Source organism: Fulvivirga kasyanovii (assembly GCF_009711405.1).
GTDB lineage: Bacteria > Bacteroidota > Bacteroidia > Cytophagales > Cyclobacteriaceae > Fulvivirga > Fulvivirga kasyanovii.
This window is the reverse complement of sequence record NZ_SMLW01000252.1, coordinates 1-3,237: the sequence shown is the minus strand read 5'-3', so window position 1 is coordinate 3,237 and position 3,237 is coordinate 1. Positions and strand designations below refer to the sequence as shown.

General features: G+C 41.2%; 5 protein-coding genes. All 5 read right to left on the bottom strand.

The genetic code is table 11. From position 1 onward, the window contains the following. A partial coding sequence (gene plsX / locus E1163_RS01485) for a phosphate acyltransferase PlsX (RefSeq protein WP_343033715.1) occupies positions 1–902 on the bottom strand: 902 nt, incomplete at its 3' end. 10 nt (positions 903–912) lie between these two features. Continuing rightward, on the bottom strand, positions 913–1,104 hold the full coding sequence (gene rpmF / locus E1163_RS01480) for a 50S ribosomal protein L32 (RefSeq protein WP_155168755.1): 192 nt from the start codon (positions 1,102–1,104) through the stop codon (positions 913–915). A 25-nt stretch (positions 1,105–1,129) separates the two neighbouring features. Next, the gene (locus tag E1163_RS01475) at positions 1,130–1,681 is read right to left on the bottom strand and encodes a YceD family protein (RefSeq protein WP_155168754.1); all 552 of its coding nucleotides are present in this window, start codon (positions 1,679–1,681) and stop codon (positions 1,130–1,132) included. A gap of 79 nt (positions 1,682–1,760) precedes the next feature. Then, on the bottom strand, positions 1,761–2,228 hold the full coding sequence (locus E1163_RS01470) for a TerB family tellurite resistance protein (protein WP_155168753.1): 468 nt from the start codon (positions 2,226–2,228) through the stop codon (positions 1,761–1,763). Positions 2,229–2,265: 37 nt separating this feature from the next. Next, the coding region (gene pdxA / locus E1163_RS01465) for a 4-hydroxythreonine-4-phosphate dehydrogenase PdxA (protein WP_155168752.1) at positions 2,266–3,237 on the bottom strand (972 nt) is incomplete at its 5' end.

Genomic DNA, 3,237 nt, shown 5'->3' with positions numbered 1-3,237 from the left:
GATTCGGCCATCTTTACAGATAGCAGGATCATATTCTTTATGGCTTCGGGGCTGGAAACTCCATGACCTATCACTACGTTGCCATTAATACCCAGGATCGGGCTACCGCCTATGGCTTCGTAATTGAACCTATCAAAGTAGTCGTCTTTAATGTTACGTTTCTGTAGCAGGTCAAAGAACGACTCTGCCATTTTAAGGATAACGTTTCCGGTAAAACCATCACATACAATAACATCGGCCTTATCATTAAAAAGGTCGCGACCTTCTATATTGCCAATGAAATTGATTTTGCTATTGATCTTAAACAGTTGATAGGCGGCCTGTGTAAGCAGTGTTCCTTTTTGTTCTTCCTCACCCAGGTTCATTAAACCCACTTTCGGGTTGGTAATATTAAATACATGTTTGGCATATAACGACCCCATTTCACCGAATTGGTATAATACATCCGGTTTGCAGTCGGCATTTGCCCCTACATCCATAATAACACCAAAATCTCCTGATTCTTTCGGAATAAAACCTGCTATGCCCGGTCTTATGATACCTTCGATAGCTTTGATGGTAAACATGGCGCCTACGTGCATGGCACCAGTGTTTCCTGCGCTGCAAAAAGCCTTAACAGCTCCGGATTTTAGCAATCCATACCCTACAGGGATGCTGGCCTTAGGCTTTTGAGAGAGGGCCTTGGTTGGGTGCTCACCCATTTCAATCACATCGTCAGCGTGGAAAACCTCAATACTGGGATTGTCGACGTTATACTCACGGAGTTTGGATTGAATAATATCTTCCTTACCTACCAGTACGATTTTAATATCGTCTGGAATCTCTTGTGAGGCTAATTCTGCTCCCTTGACTGTACAGTCGGGAGCAAAATCACCACCCATTGCATCTAATGCAATTTTCACAAGCTAAAACTTAAGCTAGTACTTCCTTCTCCATTACAACTTTACCTTTGTAGTAAAGTTTACCTTCGTGCCAGAAGGCTCTGTGGGGTAGGTGAAACTCTCCAGTTGTAGGACATATTGCAAGGTTTTTAGCCTCTGCTTTATAATGTGTCCTTCTCTTGTCTCTTCTCGTTTTTGATATCTTTCTTTTAGGATGAGCCATTTTAACAAATATTTAAATTTAATTCTTACTTCAAATTTTTAAGTTTCTGCCACCTGGGGTCTATATCGTCGTCATCATCACCACCCTGATCGTTATTGTCATCAGGTGAGTCAGGCGCTGAGTTGTCAGATGAATATACAAGTTCGTCATCTTCACTCTCATCGCTATATCTCGGATGCAACTTTTTCATTGGGATCTCTAAACCAATGAATTCATATATGTGTTGCGCCAGGTTTATTCTTTGCTTATCACGTGGAATAATAATGATCTCATCATTAATTTCTTCCTCGTCATCCCCGAACTTCAACAGCAGCGTTTTTTCGGTGCTTAAGGCGTAGTCAAATAAATCAAGGCTACGGTCGCACTCCAACTCTACTGTAGTATTGATCCGGAAATTTAATTTGATAAAGGTTTCGGTCTTTTCAAGTTCAACCTCTACGTTTCCTTTACCTTTTTCTACAATACTATTTTCAAAAGCTTCAAAAAACGAATTACCAACTTCAAATTGGTAATTATGTATCCCGTTGGGAAGCTTGTATATGTCTACATTATACTTATCTAACTCGTGCACTGCCATTCCCACTAAATTAAGGTCGCAAAGTTAAGAAGATAATTCTAATAATTAAAAAAGAAGTGAAAACGTTTTTGTGTCTAAGTTATGTGTACCTGTCAAAAACTATTTGCTTTAGGGTTGCCATCGGGTAGCTGTGGATCTCATCTTTGAGAAAGGGGACAACATCTTTTTTGAATCCCAGTTTAATGGCTATGTCAATACAGAAAATCAACTCGCTATCAAAGATTTTCTCATCGATAAGCATGAGATCAATACAGCTATAAAGGTAGTCAAATTTCTGATCGCTTGAAAGTGCTCCAAATGATCCAATAGGTTCGGGGTTCTGAATCAGCTCTTTTACTCCTTCTATGGGAAAGTTTCGTTTGGCTGCAATTTCATAAATACGGTCGCGCTCCAAAACCGAAAAGTGCTTGTCAGCCTCCGCAAGTTGAATGAGTATATTTAGCTGTTTCCGTGTGACGATATCCATCAGCGTTCTTATAATTCTCTGAAAGTTAATTGTTTTCAACGAATAAACATAGGTCGGCCTCAGATAGTTATAAAATTGCATTAGTTAAGAGGCCGTCAGAGTACTTCGAACAGAAATATTATTCTGCTAATTGTTCTTTTCTGTTTTTGTATATATCTCTGGCCAGATAGATTGCCTGGCGCATTGAGGTCTCCTGTGCTTCGTTTTTTCCGGCTATGTCATAGGCCGTGCCGTGGTCGGGTGATGTTCTTATGATGGATAACCCGGCAGTGTAATTTACACCGTTTTCAAAGGCCAGCGTTTTGAAAGGGATCAACCCCTGGTCGTGGTACATGGCTAAAATGCCGTCAAATTTCTTGAAGTCTCCCTTGCCAAAGAAGCCATCGGCGGGGAAAGGACCAAACATCAGCTTGCCTTTGTGTTTGAACTCTTTAATTACGGGCTCAATTACTTCCATATCTTCCTTGCCAAGCAATCCACCCTCACCAGCATGAGGGTTAAGGCCCAGAACAGCAATTCTTGGCTTTTTAATACCGAAATCTACCCTTAAAGATTGCTCCATGATGCCAAGCTTTCGGCCCACGAGCTCTTTCGTAAGTGCTTTGCTGACATCCTTTATTGGAATATGCCCCGTTACGACCCCGATTTTAAGGTCATCAGACGTCATAAACATCAGGCTGTCTTTGGCATCAAACTGCTGTGTAAAATATTCGGTGTGTCCGGCAAACTTAAAATCGTCGCTTTGGATGTTGTTTTTATTTATAGGAGCAGTAACTACCGCATCTATAAGGCCAGACTTGAGATCTTCGGTGGCTTTTTGAAGTGCCTGAAATGATGCTTTACCAGCTTCCGGGGTTACTGCGCCGGTATTGATCTCAACCATTTCGTTCCAGCAGTTAACTACATTTACTTTTCTGAAATGGAACTGGCCGGGCTCTTTTACATGGCTGTAGTTAAAATCATCCATGCGCAGTGCCTTTCTATAATAGGAGAGGGTTTTAGACGAACCATAGATAACCGGAGTGATAAAGTTGAGGATCCTGTTATCCCGTAAAGCCTTAATGGTTACTTCGGGCCCGATGCCATTTAT

Bases quoted from the DNA above. Each gene is read 5' to 3' on its own strand.
- rpmF (WP_155168755.1), bottom strand. From the start codon at position 1,104: ATGGCTCATCCTAAAAGAAAGATATCAAAAACGAGAAGAGACAAGAGA.
- E1163_RS01475 (WP_155168754.1), bottom strand. From the start codon at position 1,681: ATGGCAGTGCACGAGTTAGATAAGTATAATGTAGACATATACAAGCTT.
- E1163_RS01470 (WP_155168753.1), bottom strand. From the start codon at position 2,228: ATGCAATTTTATAACTATCTGAGGCCGACCTATGTTTATTCGTTGAAA.